This window comes from Rhizobium ecuadorense (assembly GCF_001187535.1).
Taxonomy (GTDB): domain Bacteria; phylum Pseudomonadota; class Alphaproteobacteria; order Rhizobiales; family Rhizobiaceae; genus Rhizobium; species Rhizobium ecuadorense.
In genome coordinates this window covers 1-270 of the sequence record NZ_LFIO01000766.1, presented here as the reverse complement: position 1 = coordinate 270, position 270 = coordinate 1, and the positions used below count along the sequence as shown (strand labels likewise).

Below are 270 nucleotides of genomic sequence, written 5' to 3'. Positions count from 1 at the left end.
GTAACGCCGAGCATCTGGCCGATTGCATCGGTCAGATCGGCGCTGGCGCCCGTCAATTTCGTGCCGGTGACGATCTCATAGGGAGGAAAGGAACCATTGTTGACGGAGATCATCTTGCCGTCCGTGCGGATCTTCTCCGGCAGGCGGGCGTGAAGCGCGTCGTTGACGGTCTGTTTTGGTACGGCCGCCTCCTCAGCGAACACCGACGTCGTCATCATCAGGCCCAGCAAGGCGGCGGAAGCGATCAGTTTTGAATGCATGTCATTCCCC

1 pseudogene is annotated in these 270 nt (G+C 59.6%); it reads right to left on the bottom strand.

The features are described 5' to 3' along the window. A pseudogene (locus tag AF337_RS13795) lies at nucleotides 1-260 on the bottom strand (ABC transporter substrate-binding protein); the annotation flags it as partial. Nucleotides 261-270: the final 10 nt, after the last annotated feature.